17 protein-coding genes are annotated in these 18,476 nt (G+C 46.4%); 16 read left to right on the top strand and 1 reads right to left on the bottom strand.

The features are described 5' to 3' along the window. Positions 1-42 precede the first annotated feature (42 nt). The 4 genes from ACN08W_RS03060 (at position 43) to mshC (ending at position 3,816) form a co-directional block, all read left to right on the top strand. The gene (locus tag ACN08W_RS03060) at positions 43-1,005 is read left to right on the top strand and encodes an L-lactate dehydrogenase (protein WP_419103454.1); all 963 of its coding nucleotides are present in this window, start codon (positions 43-45) and stop codon (positions 1,003-1,005) included. A gap of 192 nt (positions 1,006-1,197) precedes the next feature. Further along, the gene (locus ACN08W_RS03065; protein ID WP_419103453.1) at positions 1,198-1,461 is read left to right on the top strand and encodes a hypothetical protein; all 264 of its coding nucleotides are present in this window, start codon (positions 1,198-1,200) and stop codon (positions 1,459-1,461) included. Positions 1,462-1,553: 92 nt separating this feature from the next. Further along, positions 1,554-2,390: an undecaprenyl-diphosphate phosphatase gene (locus ACN08W_RS03070; RefSeq protein ID WP_419103452.1), complete on the top strand. Its 837-nt coding sequence runs from the start codon at positions 1,554-1,556 to the stop codon at positions 2,388-2,390. 127 nt (positions 2,391-2,517) lie between these two features. Then, positions 2,518-3,816 (top strand): cysteine--1-D-myo-inosityl 2-amino-2-deoxy-alpha-D-glucopyranoside ligase, encoded by a 1,299-nt coding sequence (mshC, locus tag ACN08W_RS03075; protein WP_419108773.1) that lies wholly within the window; start codon positions 2,518-2,520, stop codon positions 3,814-3,816. A 4-nt stretch (positions 3,817-3,820) separates the two neighbouring features. On the opposite strand, the gene ACN08W_RS03080 is transcribed toward mshC, so the two are convergent. Continuing rightward, a complete protein-coding gene (locus ACN08W_RS03080) occupies positions 3,821-4,684 on the bottom strand; it encodes a proteasome assembly chaperone family protein (RefSeq protein ID WP_419107366.1) in 864 nt (287 codons plus the stop codon). Positions 4,685-4,803: 119 nt separating this feature from the next. Between ACN08W_RS03080 and ACN08W_RS03085 the strand changes: the two genes are divergently transcribed. The 12 genes from ACN08W_RS03085 to ACN08W_RS03140 all read left to right on the top strand — a co-directional run bounded on the left by ACN08W_RS03085 (position 4,804) and on the right by ACN08W_RS03140 (position 18,472). Beyond that, complete coding sequence (locus ACN08W_RS03085; protein ID WP_419108774.1) at positions 4,804-5,937, top strand: site-2 protease family protein; 1,134 nt, start codon at positions 4,804-4,806, stop codon at positions 5,935-5,937. Between the two features lie 138 nt (positions 5,938-6,075). Next, positions 6,076-7,086, top strand: coding sequence for a tRNA (adenine-N1)-methyltransferase (locus tag ACN08W_RS03090; protein ID WP_419108775.1), 1,011 nt, complete (start codon positions 6,076-6,078; stop codon positions 7,084-7,086). A gap of 68 nt (positions 7,087-7,154) precedes the next feature. Next, the gene (arc, locus tag ACN08W_RS03095; protein WP_419108776.1) at positions 7,155-8,822 is read left to right on the top strand and encodes a proteasome ATPase; all 1,668 of its coding nucleotides are present in this window, start codon (positions 7,155-7,157) and stop codon (positions 8,820-8,822) included. Between the two features lie 66 nt (positions 8,823-8,888). Further along, a complete protein-coding gene (dop, locus tag ACN08W_RS03100) occupies positions 8,889-10,484 on the top strand; it encodes a depupylase/deamidase Dop (RefSeq protein ID WP_419108777.1) in 1,596 nt (531 codons plus the stop codon). 2 nt (positions 10,485-10,486) lie between these two features. After that, positions 10,487-10,684 carry a ubiquitin-like protein Pup gene (locus tag ACN08W_RS03105; protein ID WP_419103445.1) on the top strand — a complete coding sequence of 66 codons (198 nt, stop codon included), beginning with the start codon at positions 10,487-10,489 and terminating at the stop codon, positions 10,682-10,684. Between the two features lie 70 nt (positions 10,685-10,754). Next, positions 10,755-12,188: a Pup--protein ligase gene (pafA, locus tag ACN08W_RS03110; protein ID WP_419103444.1), complete on the top strand. Its 1,434-nt coding sequence runs from the start codon at positions 10,755-10,757 to the stop codon at positions 12,186-12,188. 77 nt (positions 12,189-12,265) lie between these two features. Next, entirely contained in the window at positions 12,266-13,408 is a 1,143-nt protein-coding gene (locus ACN08W_RS03115) for an FKBP-type peptidyl-prolyl cis-trans isomerase (protein ID WP_419108778.1), read from the top strand. Positions 13,409-13,442: 34 nt separating this feature from the next. Continuing rightward, entirely contained in the window at positions 13,443-13,841 is a 399-nt protein-coding gene (locus tag ACN08W_RS03120; protein WP_419107359.1) for an FKBP-type peptidyl-prolyl cis-trans isomerase, read from the top strand. Between the two features lie 129 nt (positions 13,842-13,970). Further along, positions 13,971-14,342: a hypothetical protein gene (locus ACN08W_RS03125; RefSeq protein WP_419103441.1), complete on the top strand. Its 372-nt coding sequence runs from the start codon at positions 13,971-13,973 to the stop codon at positions 14,340-14,342. Continuing rightward, positions 14,335-14,589, top strand: coding sequence for a Sec-independent protein translocase subunit TatA (gene tatA / locus ACN08W_RS03130; protein ID WP_419103440.1), 255 nt, complete (start codon positions 14,335-14,337; stop codon positions 14,587-14,589). The genes ACN08W_RS03125 and tatA overlap by 8 nt, the downstream gene beginning before the upstream one ends. Positions 14,590-14,685: 96 nt before the next feature. Beyond that, positions 14,686-15,549: a twin-arginine translocase subunit TatC gene (gene tatC / locus ACN08W_RS03135; protein ID WP_419103439.1), complete on the top strand. Its 864-nt coding sequence runs from the start codon at positions 14,686-14,688 to the stop codon at positions 15,547-15,549. Between the two features lie 169 nt (positions 15,550-15,718). Further along, positions 15,719-18,472, top strand: a complete 2,754-nt coding sequence (locus tag ACN08W_RS03140) for a DEAD/DEAH box helicase (RefSeq protein ID WP_419108779.1) — start codon at positions 15,719-15,721, stop codon at positions 18,470-18,472. Positions 18,473-18,476 lie beyond the last annotated feature (4 nt).

The raw sequence follows: 18,476 nt of genomic DNA on the forward strand, positions 1-18,476 counted from the left end.
TATGCCATGTCCCAGCTCATCAAAATTGAAAGGAAAGCCATCATGGCTTCACACTCACACAAGAGAACCAAGCTTGGCGTTATTGGTGCAGGCGGAGTAGGCTCCGCCGTCGCTTATGCGGCAACATTACGCGGTACCGCAGACGAAATCGCCATCTACGACATTGCCGGAGAGCGAGCAACCGCCGAAGGGCTCGATATCGCTCACGGAAGCATGTTCGCCTCCGAAGCAATCGTCTATGGCGGTGACGATATTGAAGTGCTACGAGACTGCGACCTCATCATCGTGACAGCTGGAGCGAGACAAAAACCAGGGCAACCACGCCTAGAACTAGCTGAAGCTAACGTAAAAATCTTTGAAGCAATGCTTCCCAAAGTCATGGAAGTAGCACCCGAAACAATGCTCATGATCGTCACCAACCCCTGCGACGTTCTAGCTGTTGTTGCACAAAAAATTACCGGACTACCCACTAGCCGTTGCTTTGCCTCCGGAACTACCCTAGATTCTTCTCGCCTACGTTGGCTCATCGCAAATAAAGCTGGTGTGGCTATCAAATCTGTTCACGTGAACATTATCGGCGAACACGGTGACTCAGAATTTCCAGTATGGTCAAGCGCTAACATCGGATTTGTCCCCCTTGACGAATGGACCACCAACGGCGAGCGCGTCTTCACCGATGAGGTCAAAACTGCTCTTGGTGAGGAAGCGATGAAAGCCGCATACCGTGTTATTGAAGGTAAAGGCTCCACTAACTACGCCATCGGCATTTCTGCCGCTCGTATTGCAGAAGCCATTTTGCAAGGAGAACAAGCTGTCCTGCCTGTAGCTACTCAGCTGAAGGGATACTATGGCATTAATAGTGAAGCCGCTGTCTCCTTACCATCGGTACTTTCCTATAACGGGGTAGAACGAGTGCTTGAAATGCCACTTAACGATGAAGAACTGCAAAAACTCAAGAACTCTGCTGACGCTATTAGCGCTTCTCTCGCTTCTTTGGGGTACTAAGCCTCAGCATTACCAAGTAAACGGTGGTAGAGCAAAAATTGTTCTACCACCGTTTATTTTCTTTAAACAGCGGGTAAATCAGTTTTTAAATGGGAAGGCAAGCTTGTGTATTTGAGTACGTTATCTCACGTTCTTAGAACTTTTCTTCCCAAATAGTACCGTGCAGCTACATTTCACGATAACGTTCTATATATGAGTAACGACCCTCGCGCTGCACTGTCAGTTTTTACCAGTGCTCTTGAAGAGCATCTTACCGCCATCGTTAACCGACGCGGTGAACATGACCCTGCAATTGATAACGCCTATGTGGCTATTGCTAATGCCTTTGAGCGTTATGAAGAAGTCCTCTTTGACACCTACGAGGAAGTAACACCTCTTGAGGTATACATCGAAGATGATGATGACGACTACGAAGACTTTGACGAAGAAGAGATCGATTACGAAGACGAAAGCTAACTATTCTTTCAATCCGTAAAATATTGTTAAACTCGACACAGCGACCCATCATAGGGTCGCTGTGTCGAATTTAAACCGCTAGAGTCTGTTAAGTGGAATGGATTCAAGCAATAATCCTTGGTTTAGTTCAAGGTCTTACAGAGTTTCTACCGGTTTCTTCATCCGGTCATATTAGATTTGTTAGCCAGCTTTTACCAGATACTTCTGACCCTGGTGCAGCATTTACCGCTATCACCCAGTTAGGCACAGAATCTGCGGTACTAGTATTCTTCTGGCGTGACATCGTACGCATTATCAGTAAATGGTTTGGTTCTCTACGAGGAACTGTCGATAAAAAAGATCCAGATGCACGCATGGGCTGGTTTATCATTATCGGTTCACTCCCTATCGGTCTTTTAGGTTTAGGGCTCGAAAAATACATCGACACCACCTTTAGGTCCTTATGGATTACCGCTACCATGCTTATCGTTTTTGGCGTATTCATCGCTATTGCTGACCGTATCGGCAAAGAACAACGAACGCTCGATAAACTTAACGTCAAACACGGTATCATCTATGGTTTCGCTCAAGCGCTCGCGCTGATTCCGGGAGTGTCACGTTCTGGCGGAACCATCACCGCAGGTCTGTTAATGGGATACACTCGTGAAGCAGCTGCTCGATACTCATTCCTTCTTGCTATCCCCGCAGTATTCGCTTCAGGCCTATACAAGCTCTACGGTAGCCTTTCGGAAGGCTTCAACGGATACTATGGTTTTGGTTCGACGATGGTCGCAACATTGGTTGCATTTGTGGTCGGATACCTCATTATTGGTTGGTTCCTCAAATACGTATCACATAACAGTTACACCATCTTTGTCTGGTACCGTATTGCCATTGGTGTAACACTATATGTCCTTTTAGGCTTCGGCGTACTATCAGCGCATGCCTAAACACTTTGAGAAACTACTTTCCCAACCATAATATTGCGTGAAATATCACGAAAGACTGTACCCGCTTACCTCATCTAGAGGTAAGCGGGTATTCTTTGAACTACAACACACAACGAAAGGACATCTGATGAGAGCGTGGGAATATGCATCGGTTCCGACACTGCCCGGACAAGCTCCACAACCTACTATCTTTGACAGTTCAACAGGTCAAAAAACAGTCACTAAAACTCCTCAGAACTCTGCAAGCTTGTATGTCTGCGGTATTACGCCCTACGATGCAACCCATATGGGGCACGCTTCTACCTATGTTGCTTTTGACGTGCTACACCGTGCATGGCTCGATGCAAAAATTCCAGTAACATACGTCCAAAACGTCACCGACGTTGACGACCCGTTACTAGAAAGAGCTGAAGCTACCGGAGTGAACTGGGAAGACCTCGCCCAAGAACAAATTGAACTGTTCAGAAGCGATATGCAAGCACTTAACATCATTGCACCTAACCACTATATTGGCGCCGTAGAATCTATTCCTTGGGTCGTTGAAGCTGTTACAGAACTACTCTCAAAAAATATTGCCTATACGGTGCCAGGGTACACCGACGAAAACGGCACAACTCACCCTGACGGTGACATTTACTTCGATATCAAAGCAGCAGAACACTACGCACCAGCAGATCCCGCACACTGGAAACTCGGAGATATTAGCAGACTCACCAGAGAACAGATGCTCAATATCTTCGGAGAACGCGGGGGAGACCCTCAACGCCCAGGTAAACGAGACGAATTAGATCCTCTACTGTGGCGTGTTCACCGCGAAGGCGAACCTGCTTGGGACGGCGATACCCTAGGGAAAGGGCGCCCCGGATGGCATATTGAATGTACCACCATCGCACAAAAATTCCTCCCTGCGCCCTTTACTGTTCAAGGTGGCGGATCTGACCTCCAATTCCCACACCACGATATGGGAGCAGGCCATGCTTATACCCTCAACAATAAGCCCATGGCTCACCACTATGTGCACACCGGAATGGTCGGACTAGACGGTGAAAAAATGAGTAAATCCCTCGGAAATCTCGTACTCGTCTCTACCCTCAGAAAAGAAGGCACTAACCCTAACGTTATCCGCCTTGCTATCATGAGTAACCATTATCGTAGCGACTGGTTCTGGACTGAAGACCTCCTCGAAAATGCGCAGCAACGCTATGAGCTCTATCAACAAGCTCTCAAATGTGCGCTACCTGAGGAGACTGACGAAGAAGCCCAAAGACTTATACAAGATGTGAGAGAACTCCTTGCCGATGATCTCAACACACCACAGGCCCTTGCCTGCATCGACCAATGGGCACATAACATCTGCCACAACGGTGGAAGCGGAGGAAACCTTGTCCGAGACCTTCTTAACGCACGTTTAGGCATCCGTTACTAAAAACCTACTCTTCACGGCGGCGAAGATATTGCTCTAATTCAGCAGCAATATCTTCGCCACTGAACTGCACAAGATTCTCCGACTGCGACTCTAACTCACGCACATAAGCAGCGAGCTCTGGGTCTTCCTCCAATAACGCCTCTGCACCGTCTTCCCACGCCTGCACCTCCTGAAGAATACGACCGTGCGGAACCTGAATATCCAAAATAGATTCCACCGTCTGTAAAAGCGCAAAAGTCGCCTTAGGATGAGGAGGCAAACCCGCATAATGAGGGATAGACACCCAACAACTCACATCCGTCATAGGATAAGACTCAGCCATCAACGCAAGAACACCAACAATCCCCGTCGGACCAGAATAAGACTGCACCTGCACACCTTCAAAGGCTCGCAACTTAGAAGTATAACTACTCACTGAAACAGGAAAAGGGCGAGTATGGGGAATCTCTTCCAAAAGACTGCCCAAGAACAACAAATGATCAACAGAAAGTTGTTGCGCATACTGCAATAACGCCGTTGCAAAACTACGCCACTGAACATTCGGTTCAGGCCCAGAAACCACTAACAACTGAAGATTTTCACGAACCTGCAACGCCACACAACGAAGCTCTGGCCAAATAATTTTTCCAGTACCATCAGCAGAAGACTCCAAACGAGGACGAGACTCCGTAAAACTATAAAAAGATTCTGTATTAAATCCAGCAATAGGCTCTGCCGGAAAAACTCGCATCAAATAGTCAATAACCTCTGTCGCCGCAGAACCAGCATCGTTCCAGCCCTCAAAAGCACATAACATCACCGTGCATGGTTGCTGATCAGCTTCCGAAAGAGAATAAATATTATGAGGAAAATTTTTGGCAGTAGACACAAACAATATTCTACGCCCATTATCTTCCACGACTCACACCAACGCCACGTGAGATATCACCGCATACACTAGAGTGAGAAAAGGCCTAGCACACCACCATGAGGACGAGGACAAACACCTTGAGAAGACCTTCAGAACTCAACATCGCAACACTCTTCGGTATCCCCATCTACCTTCGAATATCATGGTTCATCTTCATGGCAATAACCATCTTTGGATACGCCACTTACCTCACCCAAAAAACAACCTACATCACAAACTGGACTGCAGCACTAACCACTTCTACAATACTGGCGTTACTTATCGCCCTCGGGGTGCTTATCCACGAATTAGCACATGCTCTTACCGCGCACCTTTTCAAGCTCAAAGTTCACTACATCTCCATGACCCTATGGGGTGGAATCACAAGAAGCGACCAAGGCCGCCCTCTTAGTTCTATCCTCATATCCCTTGCCGGACCAACTATCAATATCCTGTACGCCCTACTCCTTGGACTACTAGAACCCCTCACAACAGAGCACAATATCAGACTAGGAATACTACTAGCGAGCCATATTAACCTCCTCATCGCTCTTTTCAACCTCATTCCTGTATACCCACTCGACGGAGCACACGCTCTAGAAGCGTTCATCACTCTTACCAGCAAAAAACGATCCACCGGAATTTTTTACACCGCCCTCATCGGATTACTTCTTTTACCGTTAGTCATACTCTTTTTGGTGACCTCAGAAAATATCACCTCACCCATATATCTGCTGGTGACAGCATTCTTAAGTATCACCCTTTGGAAAAATTCATACCCAGCACTACAACGTATCGTGACTCAAAAAAATAGAAACTACCCCATCAGCGCAGCAAAACTGTCACGAAAAACCATCCGCATTTCACCAGAAACACCTATTCAAGAGTTCCTGAGCACCTGGAACCACCATGATGTACCCATCTACCAAGAACACGACACCATCTACTGGGTAGACCCTGCAGTCCTCACCTCCGTCGAACAGACCGGCCCCAACGACGACCAGCTACTTCAAAACCTTCTCAACAAGCCTCTCAAAACTATCTCGCATCCAAGCGCACCCGAATACATACCCTATACAGCCTTACACCTAGACTTACGCGAACACTTTTACGAATACCATCGAAAACAACAGGTACCAGAATCCATACATGCCAGCGAACAACCTATTGCGTGGATGACAACAACACCACAAAAACAACAAAGAATCTTGTTCTATCAAGACTTCATCTAAAAACACCGCTAAATGTTAGGTCAGCCTCATTGAACAACAACATGCAACACCTCAGCCTAGTATCTGAGAGAATAAATAAAGAACACTAACCTAACAGCAGCTCATGAGCCTTATATACCTCAAGGAGAACAACTCCCTATGACCGATCATGCCCCCACTGGAAGCAACAACCGTCGTGGACCTTTCCGACCCGGAGAACGCGTACAGCTCACTGACGAACGCGGAAAGATTACTACCATCACCCTAGAAACTAACGGGGCATACCACTCTCATCACGGTTTCTTCGCTCACGAAGAACTCATCGGAAAAACCGAAGGAACCGTTATCGAAAACTCCTCGGGGCTAAAAATTCAAGCATTCCGACCACTCTACCGAGATTTTGTCCTCTCCATGCCCCGCGGGGCAGCCGTAGTGTACCCCAAAGATGCTGGACAAATCGTTACTATGGCTGATATCTTCCCCGGCGCTCGCGTTATCGAAGCAGGTGTAGGCTCTGGTGCGCTTTCTATCGCCCTTCTACGAGCTATCGGCGATTACGGACACCTCCGCTCTTTTGAACGTCGAGAAGAATTTGCAGAAATCGCACGAGGAAATGTTGAAACCATGTTTGGTGGACCGCATCCGGCGTGGGACATTACTCTCGGTGACCTTGCTGAAACTCTCGGCGACGTTGAAGAACCTGGAAGCGTAGATCGCGCTGTTCTTGATATGTTAGCTCCTTGGGAATGCCTTGACGCAGTAGCACAAGCACTAACACCAGGCGGTGTTATCATCTGCTACGTAGCAACCGTAACGCAGCTTTCTCGAGTTGCTGAAGCTCTCCGTGCAGATGGCCGATTTACTGAGCCTGAATCGCATGAGACTATGGTTCGTGGATGGCACGTTGAAGGTCTGGCTGTTCGCCCTGATCACCGTATGGTGGCACATACTGGGTTCCTCATCACTGCTCGTCGCCTTGCTGATGGCGCAGAACGACTTGCTCCGAAACGTCGCGCTTCAAAAACAGATTTCTCAGAAGAAGACCTTAACGCATGGACTCCTGCAGCTCTAGGCGAGCGCAACGTTTCTGACCGAAAATTACGCAGGGCAGCACGAGATGCACAAAATCTTGCTGAAAAATCTGCACAATCAACAACCCATACACCATAAACCTGATTCGATAGGGGGCGCACCCTCATCTATCGTTAGAGACCTATCCGCAGAATCTGGTACGAATCATGACTGACTCAACGAACAAAACTGTTTCATCCCAAGACTACGAGAGAGTGCTACGTCAGCTCAGTGTGTCAACAGACAGCCGGCGTAACCTTGACCGGCAGCTTCGAGAAGCCGGAGAACGAAACCAAAAACTTGTTTTCGCGCTTGGTAAAACTAAAGCTGAAATCGAACGGTTACGTTTGAGCCTCTCCCAAGAAGTCTCCCCACCGCTGAACTCTGCTATCGTTTTAGCTGTCAGCTTAGGGCGGATGACCTATGACGACCTTGCACAGGGCGTTACACCGGCAGAAGCAGAAGAATACGTTGATGTTATGCTTTCTGGGCGGCGAGTGCGCATCACCTGCTCACCATTATTAGACATTACAACGCTTGCCCCAGGTATGACAGTCCTGCTCAATGATCAGACTCAAGCGGTTATCAGTCTCGGTTACGAAAACTATGGTGAAGTTGTTACTTTACGTGAGGTTCTTGATAATGAGCGTGTGCTCATTGACTTTGGACAACAAACAAAGACTGTTGCCCGAGTCAGTGGTGCATTAGAAATACAAGAACTTTCAGTGGGGGATAACCTCACCTACGACGCACGTATCGGGATGGTGCTAGGGAAAGTTCCCCGCCTAGAAGCACAACAACTCGTCCTTGAAGAAGTCCCCGACATCACCTATGAGCATATTGGTGGACTCAACACCCAAATCGAACAAATCAAAGATGCTGTTGAGCTTCCCTTCCTGTACCCCGATATTTTCCGCCAATACCAGCTATCACCACCACACGGTATTTTGCTGTATGGTCCTCCCGGTAACGGAAAAACTCTTATCGCTAAAGCCGTTGCAAATTCCCTTGCAAAAAGGGCGGCAACCCTACACCCTCACGAATCAAAGACCGGATACTTCCTTAACATCAAAGGCCCAGAACTTCTCGACAAATACGTTGGCGAAACGGAACGGCAAATCCGTGATATTTTCACCGCTGCCCGTGAAAAAGCAGAAGAAGGAAACCCCGTTGTCGTCTTCTTCGACGAGATGGAATCACTTTTTAGAACACGTGGTACCGGTCGTTCCTCCGACGTTGAGACAACCATCGTTCCTCAGCTACTCACCGAAATTGACGGTGTTGAACGGCTCGATAACGTGATCGTCATCGGAGCAACCAATCGTGAGGACATGATTGACCCAGCAGTGCTACGACCTGGACGCCTTGACATCAAAATAAGAATTGACCGTCCCGACATACACGGAGCACGAGAAATTTTTAGCCTCTATATTACAGAGGACCTTCCTCTTGGAGCGACTGACCAACAAGGCGCACAAAACACTAGCGAAATGGTACAACACCTCATCAACGTTGCACTAGAGCAGCTTTTTGAAGATTCCACACATAACAGATACTTACACATCACCTTAGACAACGGCCATACCCTATGGCTCAAACGAGGAGATTTCCTCTCCGGCGCAGTTATCCGCAATATTGTTGATACCGCAAAAAACTATGCTATTAAAGATGAACTACGAGATGGTACCCGCGGCATCACACAAGAACATATCATCCGAGCTATCACCACAGAATTTGGTGGGCATCGGGAGATGCCCCCGTTGTCAGAGATTGAACAAGTATTAGCTCAACAACATATCCGAGAAAAAATCATCTCTATCGAACCTGCACACTAAACCACCGCAACTCTCCACCGAACATCATGGAGCGTTAGCATCAGCATTGTCTCAAAGGAGCCTATTGTGAGCGTACAACGCATTATCGGAGCAGAAACCGAATACGGGATTATTGCCCCTACACACCCTCACGCCAACCCGACAATGCTTTCTGCCGAAGTAGTTGATACCTATAACAAACTATTCCGCCGAGAACTTTCTGCACAAAATAGCTCAACAATATGGGAATACGACTCTGAAACACCCCTACAAGATGCTTACGGAAACACTCAAGAAGAACAACACGCCCACCCTAGCCAACTCACTCACCAAAGCGCTGTACTCACCAGCGAAGATATCGCTGCAGAAGCACTCTTAGAATCCGGCATATATGCAGAACGACTCGACCCCGACGCAGTCACCATGAACGCTATTTTGCCTAATGGTGCTCGCCTCTATGTCGATCATGCACACCCCGAGTATTCATCACCGGAAACATCATCACCACGAGACGCCGTACTATGGGACGCTGCTGGAGACTACCTCGCTGCACGAACCATTCAAACCCTCGAAGAAACAGCAGAAGAGACAAAACTTCCCAAGCTGCAACTTTACAAAAACAACACTGACTCTAAAGGGCAATCCTACGGTTCGCACGAAAACTATTTGGTTCGACGAGATATAGACTTTGACGAACTATCCGAGGCTCTTCTACCATTCTTTGCAACACGACAGATTATGACTGGTGCTGGGCGTGTTGGCATCGGCACAACTTCTGAAAAACCTGGCTATCAAATCTCCCAGCGAGCTGACTTCTTTGAACGGACTATCGGCTTAGAAACAACGATTCGTCGCCCGATGATTAACACTCGCGACGAACCACACGCAGATTCGGATAAATATCGACGTTTACACGTCATCATCGGAGACGCCAACCTCTCTCATTATTCGAACCTTCTCAAATTTGGTACTACTTCTTTAGTGTTGAACTTGATTGAGAATCATCAAGCCCCTCAAATAGCATTAGCTGACCCCGTCAAAGCAATGCACACCGTCAGCCACGATCTAACCTTGAAACAGCAATTACCGTTAACGAACGGCATATCCCTAACAGCTATAGAGATTCAACGACTGTATCTTGAAGCTGCACAAAAATATGAACAAAACCCAGATTCGCACACACAAGAAATCTTAGAACTGTGGGACAAAACCCTCACTCTCTTAGAAACTGACCTATTCGCTTTAGCTGACACTCTCGATTGGGTCGCAAAATACCAGCTCATACATCAATATGTTCAAAAAGGTGTTAACTGGGATAACCCCAAATTACAAGCTATCGATCTTCAATACGCAGATATCCGCCCACATAAAGGCCTGTACCATAAGCTTGTTCAGCTAGGCAGAATGAAAACGCTATTTACACCAGAACAGATTGCTTTTGCCAGCCACTACCCACCAGAAGACACCCGCGCCTATCTACGAGGCACGATGATTCGTCGATGGCCAGAAGAAATACTCAGCGCCAACTGGGACACCATAGTAGCAAGAAGCCCCTGGGATACTGTTGTTCACCGGTTGAGATTAGATGAACCTAAGGCATACACTAAAAAGAGCGTCGAACATCTACTAAACGTCGATAATGCGAGCACCCTAATTGACCAACTTAACCACGAAGGAGAATAACATTGGAACGCCAACGCATACAAGCGCAGCAACAACAAAACCTTGTAGAAGAAACCCCCATCAACATCGCGTCTCAGAGTGCTGCGATTAACCAAGACCTCATTGTAGAAACAGATGACCTCCTAGCAGAAATTGATGGTCTTCTCGAAGAAAACGCTGAAGACTTCGTCAAAGGATTCGTCCAAAAAGGTGGAGAATAAACACCCCACAACCCCTAAAATCTTGGTGATTTCAACGAACTGAGAACACCATCATCGACAGAATAGAACTATGCAAAAACGAATCTTCGGAATAGAAACCGAGTACGGAATCACCTACGTACCTGACGAATTAGGCCCCATCGGCCCAGAAGAAGCCTCAAGAATACTTTTCAAACCTGTTGTAGATACTTGGCGCTCTACAAATGTCTTTCTTCCGAATGGTTCAAGGCTCTATCTTGATGTAGGATCTCACCCCGAATACGCTACCGCCGAATGCGCAACAATCACAGATTTGATTGCCCAAGATAAAGCAGGCGAGGTCCTCTTCGCTGACCTCGTCAATCAAGCACAAGACACCCTAGAAGCAGAAGACCATCACGGCAGAATTTACTTATTCAAAAATAACGTTGATTCTGCGGGAAACTCTTTTGGCTCACACGAGAACTACTTACTTGAACGAAAAGTAGAGTTCGCAAAACTTACAACAAGTCTTATCCCTTTTCTGATTACTCGACAAATCATTGCCGGCGCCGGAAAAGTACACCCGCAAGGAGTACCAGAATGGGGCCCATGCTCTCTAGGGAAAGCCGGAGAACCTAGCTATTCTTTCTCACAACGAGCAGACTACATTTGGGAAGGCGCCTCTACTGCAACGACTCGCGCTCGCCCGCTGATTAACACTCGCGATGAGCCGCATGCTGATGCAACGTTGTATCGCCGTATGCACGTGATTAATGGTGACTCAAATATGTCGGAGACAACGTCACTTCTTAAGATTGGCTCTACCGATATTGTTCTTCGCATGTTAGAAGACCATTATCCTCTTCGTGATTTTGAAATTTCTGATACAGCAACTGCTCTACGTGTTGTGTCACATGACTTGACTGGTCGAGCGCAATTCCCGTTACGTGATGGTTCTTTCTGCTGTGCGTTAGATATGCAACGTCACTATCTTGATTCTGCACGAAATTATATTGAACACCATGGTGCTCACCACGAGCATGTTCCGTATGTCCTGGACTTATGGGAGCGTACTCTTCAAGCCATTGAAACGGGGGAGTACAGCAGTATTGATACAGAGATTGATTGGGCTATCAAGAAAAAACTTCTTGATTCTTATATCCTTCGAGGTGCTAGCGGGTATAGCGACCCACGTATTGTGCAGCTTGACTTCGCGTACCACGATATTGACCCCGATCGTGGGGTATTCAATGTTTTGACGCGTGCAGGACGAGCGAAACGATTCCTTGATACAGAGAGTATTCAACGGGCTACCATGATTCCTCCAGAAACTCGCGCTAAAATTCGTGGTGAGTTTATTCGTGCTTCTCGTGCAGCAGGGGAGCCGTTTACCGTGGATTGGGTACACTTACGCCTGAATAATAAGCCTCAATTTAATATTGTGTGCCAGGATCCGTTTGAGACCTCTAACCCTGAGGTACAGGCTCTTTTAGAAACTTTGCGTCATAATAGTGCTCAACAATGGACTCCGCCTTTTGTCTAGAGACTGTTACAGTTTTAGTGAAGGTGTCGTTACTTCAACGAGCGATAGATTGTATAACCAACAGAAAGTCATATCTCGTGCCTAAGAAAATTGCATTAACTACCACTGGAATCATCCTATCTTTAGCATTGTCTGCTTGTTCAGGTGGTAGCGCTAACAACCTAGATAAGGTGTCTTACGATCTCAAAGATGCAACAGCTGCTCCGTCAGTTTCTTTTGCGACTCCTTTTAGCGTAGGAAAAACTGAAACTCACCTTATTTCCGAAGGCAATGGAGATTCTGTAAAAGACGGTGACACACTGCTTATACAAGCAACAATTTTTGATGGTAAAGAAGCTAAAGAACTCGGCACAACGTATGAGTCAAAACCATTGATGATTTTGGTAGGCGAGAAACTCAAAGAGAATGCCCCAGAACTATATTCTATGCTGACAGAGCACAAAGTCGGTTCTTCCTTCTCGTACTCAACGAACATGGTGAGTCCTGAAGCAGGAGAGTCCCCCTCAGCTGCTCCGGCTGATTCGCCAACTAATGTCGAAGTTTATACCGTAGTGCAGAAGCTTCTTCCAGAAGCAACTGGAACTGCTCTGGACCACAAAGACTGGAATAAAGCTTTAGAATCCTTTGAGATTGCAGATAGTGGTGCTGGCGTCATCAAACTTAAAGATGATCGTGGAGATGCACCGAAAGAGCTCGTGACTCAGAACCTGATTGAAGGATCAGGACGCACCGTTGAGAGCACCGATCAAGTATACGTAAAGTATGAGGGAGTCCGTTGGGAAGACGGAAAATCTTTTGACGGTAACTATAACGGTGACCCTTTGGACATCTCTTTAGGCGGCGTTATTAAAGGATGGAAAGAAGGACTATCCGGTCATAAAGTTGGTTCTCGCGTACTTTTAGTAATCCCTTCTGATCTGGCCTATGGAGAGAACCCAGCAAATGGTGCTCCTAGCGGTGCCCTTGTTTTTGTGGTTGATATTCTTGGTGCTATGCCCACACCAGAAGCTGTTATTGCTCAGCAGAAGGCCGCTGAAGAAGCTCAGAAAAAGGCTGAAGAGTCAAAGAATAAAGAAGAATCTAAGGGCGACGAAAAAACGGATACTGAGACTCCACACGAGGAACCGAAACCTGAAGAGCCAAAAGCCGATGAAGGGGCTCCAGCAGAGAATCAACCTGCTCAGGAAGCTCCCGCACCTGAAGAGTCACCGGCTCAATAAAAGTTTTGATTAATACTTAAGGAGAAGAATTATTATGTCTTTCGGCAAACGAGAACTTGACCGCACAAAACCTGAAATCGATTTCCCCACCAACGGTGCACCAGAAGAGCTTGTCATCATCGACCAGATTGTGGGCACAGGGCCAGAAGTTGAAGCAGGAAACGCTATTTCTTGTCACTATGTGGGCGTTGCCTTCTCTACAGGTGAAGAATTTGACGCTTCATGGAACCGTGGTGCTCCACTAGAATTCCGTGTTGGTATCGGACAAGTCATTCAGGGCTGGGATCAAGGGCTGCTTGGCATGCGTGTTGGTGGCCGACGTCGTCTAGAAATTCCTTCTGACCTTGCATATGGTGAACGCGGTGCTGGTGCTGCTATCGCGCCAGGAGAGTCCCTCATCTTTGTTGTAGATCTTTTGGACGTTCGTAAGTAATTTTAAAAGGCTTCATCTGGAGTGACTGCACTCAAGATGAAGCCTTTTAAAAAACCTTGAGGAAACTCCACGGTGTTTTAGGCAGTGTTTTTACACTTTTAGCTGTAAATGGTTTATATACTATGAAATATGCCTTGGTGGTTTTGGATAGTTTTATGGAGTGTCTTAGTTCTGGTATCAGTTCTTTGGCTGGCATTTCACGCCTATCGGATGATTCTCAAAGGAGCCTCGGCTTTTGAAGAGTTCTTACGGTTGAGCGATAACTGCGCTAAAACCTGGGAGGAATCTGCTGCTACTGCTACTCGTTTAGTGAAACGTACATCTCCTCCGGCTATTTTTACGCCGGTATCTGAGAGCTACGCTTCTTATGAACAAGGTAAGAAACAGCGTCAACAAGAACGAATCTCGCGTAGAATACAGAAACGAGATATACTCGGTCAGCCACAACGCGTTGGCGACCTCCGTCGAAACACACGAAAGGGTGCTGATTCCCATGGGTAGACTATTTGACAGCCCTGTACACCTCATTATCTTACTGATTGTTATTCTTTTAGTTTTCGGTGCTCCTAAGCTCCCTGGAATGGCGCGTAGCCTTGGCCAGTCGATGCGCATCTTCAAGTCAGAAGTTGAGAGCATGAAGAAAGACTCTAAGAAGGAGACAACTCCTACTGCTTCTTCTGAAGATGAGGTCGTAAGAGGCGAAGTGATTGATAACAAGCCTTCAAACACCGAATCTGAGACAAAATAAAGAAATCCGTTTTAACTGAGTGGACCCGTACCCCTTTACTCTGTATTGAGGGTACGGGTTTACATGGTTATGATGACATAAGTTTTTAGGGTAAAAATGGCACGGGAACATAGTCGTAAGAATAATCCTCAAGCAAATATGGAATTGAAGGAGCATATCCGCGAATTCAAAAACCGAGTCATCAAATCTGCGGTTGCTACCTTATTGACGACTATCGCTGGATTCTTCCTGTACATGCCCTTTATTGAAGCAATCTCTGTTCCTATACAGGAGCTACAAAAAGAAGGCCGTTTAGCTTCTTTGAACTATGACACCATTCAATCGGGCTTTGGTCTGTTGGTGTCAGTGTCTTTGTACATTGGTATTGCTCTTGCCTCACCTGTGTGGCTGTACCAGCTTTGGGCTTTTATTACCCCAGCTCTTTATAAAAAAGAACGTCGCTATGCTTTAGGCTTTATCTTTACTGCTGTCCCAATGTTTATTTTGGGTCTTATCGTTGCTTGGTACAGTTTCCCTGGTGTGGTCACTGCTTTTACCTCCTTCACTCCAAGTAACGGCACAAACGTCATGACAGCAGAAATATACATATCCTTCCTCGTGAAGTTTATGCTTTCTTTTGCATTAGCTTTTGTGACTCCTGTCATTCTCGTGGGTCTTAACTTCATTGGTCTTCTATCAGGCAAGACCGTCCTCAAATCTTGGCGCTGGGTCGTCATCTTCATCGCAACGATTTCTGCAGCTACAGCACCAGGCAACGACGTTGCTACCATGTTCTACCTTGCTGCTCCCTTGATAGTTTTCTTCTTTATCGCAATTCTTATCTGCCTATGGTCAGATAAACGTCGAGCTAAGAAACAAGCAAAGCTGGCACAAGGGCTCAACGACGAAGAACTCAACAGAGCAACAAGCGCCGAAGAACTTGAACGTTTAGGGCGTGAAGAACCTACCAAACAAGAATAAAAGCATAATCTTTAAATAAAAGAGGGGTGAGCGATAATCGTTCACCCCTCTTTGTTTCAGATGCGATAGTGTATAGAAAATACCACTGATTGCACCCAGACAGGCTGTTACGTTGTAGAAAAATTTTGCGCCATCCTACGACGTCACCAGAAAAATGATGGAGAAGATGATGGATCATCGCAGTTTTGACCTTCTAGAAGACTTTGCACATACCTTAAACTTTCCGCTAGATGGTTTTCAACGTGAAGCATGTATCGCAATTGAGCAGAATAAAAATGTTTTAGTGGCAGCTCCTACTGGTGCCGGTAAAACTCTCGTTGGTGAATTCGCTATACATCGGGCACTGAGCGAGGGGAAAAAAGCTTTTTATACGGCTCCTATTAAAGCCCTCAGCAATCAGAAATATCATGATTTGGTAAAAATCTATGGTGAGGAGGCTATCGGCTTACTTACCGGAGATACCTCTATTAATTCTGAAGCCCAAGTTGTTGTCATGACAACTGAGGTCCTTCGAAATATGTTGTACGACGATTCTTCCACCTTAGAAGAACTTGGCTACGTGGTGATGGACGAAGTGCATTACTTGGCTGACCGTTCTCGTGGTGCTGTGTGGGAAGAAGTGATTATTAATCTTCCTGAAGATATTCTTTTGGTGTCTTTATCAGCAACGATTTCAAATGCCGAAGAATTCGGAGACTGGTTAGATACTGTCCGCGGTGAGACACAAATTATTGTCTCTGAACATCGTCCGGTTCCTCTTCTGCAACATATGATGGTCGGCGGAGAACTTTTTGATCTTTTTGCTGATGAGAAAGACCCTCGTCTTGCAAAATATCGTTCTGCACAAGAAATTTCCAAAGGGTACGTTATTAACCCGAGACTGCGCCAACTTAAAACTTCTTCTCGAAATAGTGGTTATGGGCGTGGACGTCACGGCTATAAATCTGGGTATTCTCGCCGTTCTTCACATGTGGCGTTGGGGCGGGTTCCTCGCTATCAAATACTCCAGAACCTAGATAAGAACGCTCTTCTTCCGGCTATTTATTTTATCTTTTCTCGTAATGGTTGTGATGACGCGGTCAAGCACTGTATTGCACGAGATGTACGTCTTACAACAGACCGAGAACAACATAAAATTCTAGAGTACGTGACTGAAGCTACACGTCATCTTGATACTCTCGATCTTCAAGCTTTAGATTTTTATAGCTGGAAGGATGGTCTTCTGCGAGGAATCGCTGCCCATCATGCCGGACTGTTGCCACTGTATAAAGATGTTGTGGAAAAACTTTTTTCACAAGGTCTGCTTAAAGTTGTTTTTGCGACAGAGACTCTTGCCCTCGGCATCAATATGCCGGCACGTTCTGTGATTCTCGAAAAGTTAACGAAATTCAATGGGGAAAACCACGTAGATATTACTCCCGGACAATACACACAGCTGACGGGGCGTGCTGGACGTCGAGGAATTGATATTGAAGGGCATGCTGTTGTGGTATGGAAACGTGGTTTAGATCCTGATCACGTTGCATCGCTTGCTTCAAAGAGAACGTATCCTTTAGATTCTTCCTTTAGCCCTACCTACAATATGAGTGCTAATCTAGTAGCACGATTTGGTACATATGAGACAAAGAAGACTCTTGAATCCTCCTTTGCTCAATTTCAGGCCGATAAGTCTGTGGTGGGGGTAGCTCAGCGTGTACGTAAAAATGAGCGTGCTTTAGCGGGCTATCAGAAATCATTATCCTGTGAACGCGGTGATTACTTTGAATATGCACAATTAGTGCGTGCTGTGAGTGCGGAGAAGAAAAATCTTGAGAAGAGACGTCGTAGCTATATAAAATCTGTTGCTCTTGAGTCTTTAAAATCTTTGCGTTCTGGAGATGTTATTGAGTTGCCCGGTGGTCGTTATCGTGGTTATGCAACGGTTCTTCAATGTCAAGATGGCAGAGATGGCGTTCCTGAAATTGACGTTATTAATGAGAAAGCTCAGCATAGAGTTCTACCGGGTTCTAAGATTGAGAGTCCCCTTGAGCCTATTTCTTATGTGAAGATTCCGCGTAAGGTACGGGGTCGAAGTGTCAAAGAACGCCAAGATATTGCATCTCGTATGAGAACTGCTTTGTATGAGGGGCGTCCTCCTCGTCGGGACGTTACTTTGTCAGGAGATGGTTTTCCTTCTTCTGACAAGCTAGAAGAATTACGTCAACAAGTGCGGGAACATCCTTGTCATGAGTGCCCTGAACGGGAAGAGCACGCTCGCTGGGAAGAACGTTGGCGTAAACTTGATGCTACGACTCAAACTCTTCGTCACCAGATTGATACCCGGACTAATACTATTGCTAAGGTTTTTGAACGCATCACGAAACTGCTTGAAGAGTATGGATATATGTATCATGACGGGCATGATTATTATTTGACAGAAGCCGGAGAGAATTTGCGCCGTTTACATGGTGAACGGGAGTTTTTGCTGTCTCTCTGTTTAGAAGATGGTTTCTTGGACGGGTTAGACTCGGCGGCGACTGCTTCTGTCATATCGGCAGTGGTCTATCATTCGAAGAGTGGAGAATACTCGCCGTTAGAGAAATATCCGAGACGCTCTATCGAGTTATCTTTGCAGAAAGTCTATTCTCATTGGGAACGTCTGAGCTCCTCCGAACGCCGTTCTCGGCTGCCGGTAACGTCAGCACCTGATTTTGGATTTGTATGGTCTACTTATCAGTGGGCTAGAGGTAAATCTTTATCTCAAGTTCTTGAGCACGCTGATATGTCGGCAGGAGATTTTGTGCGTTGGATGCGTCAGATCATTGATGTCCTGAACCAGATTTCTTATGTTAGCGTTTCAGATGCTCAGCTTCGTACTCAGTGTGAGGCTGCTATTCGTTTGATTCGTCGTGGTGTTGTTATGACTGAAGTGGAAGGACTGTAACTAA

This window comes from Rothia sp. CCM 9419 (assembly GCF_048512815.1).
GTDB lineage: Bacteria > Actinomycetota > Actinomycetes > Actinomycetales > Micrococcaceae > Rothia.